The 336-nt window shown below is 75.6% G+C and carries 1 pseudogene; it reads left to right on the forward strand.

From position 1 onward, the window contains the following. A pseudogene (locus N869_RS18310) lies at positions 1-311 on the forward strand (Nif3-like dinuclear metal center hexameric protein); the annotation flags it as partial. Positions 312-336 lie beyond the last annotated feature (25 nt).

The following is a 336-nucleotide window of genomic DNA, read 5'->3' on the forward strand; positions in this document are numbered from 1 at the left end:
GCGCCGACGCCTACCTCACCGCGGACCTGCGCCACCACCCCGCCTCGGAGCTGCGCGAGCGTGCCGAGCACGAGGCCCGCCGCCAGGGGCGCCCCGCGGCGTCGGGTCGGCCGTTCCTGGTGGACGTCGCCCACTTCGCCAGCGAATGGACCTGGTTGCACGGTGCCGCCCGGCGGCTGCAGGAGGTGCTGGTCGACCGGCACGGCCCGGGCACTACGGTGGAGACCCGGGTGAGCGCACGGTCGACCGACCCCTGGACGGTGCGCCTGGGCTCACCTGCCGACGAGCACGCTGGAGGAACCCGCCCGTGAGCACCGCACCTGTCGCCGACCAGCA

Origin of the sequence: Cellulomonas bogoriensis 69B4 = DSM 16987 (assembly GCF_000767165.1) — a bacterium.
Taxonomy (GTDB): domain Bacteria; phylum Actinomycetota; class Actinomycetes; order Actinomycetales; family Cellulomonadaceae; genus Actinotalea; species Actinotalea bogoriensis.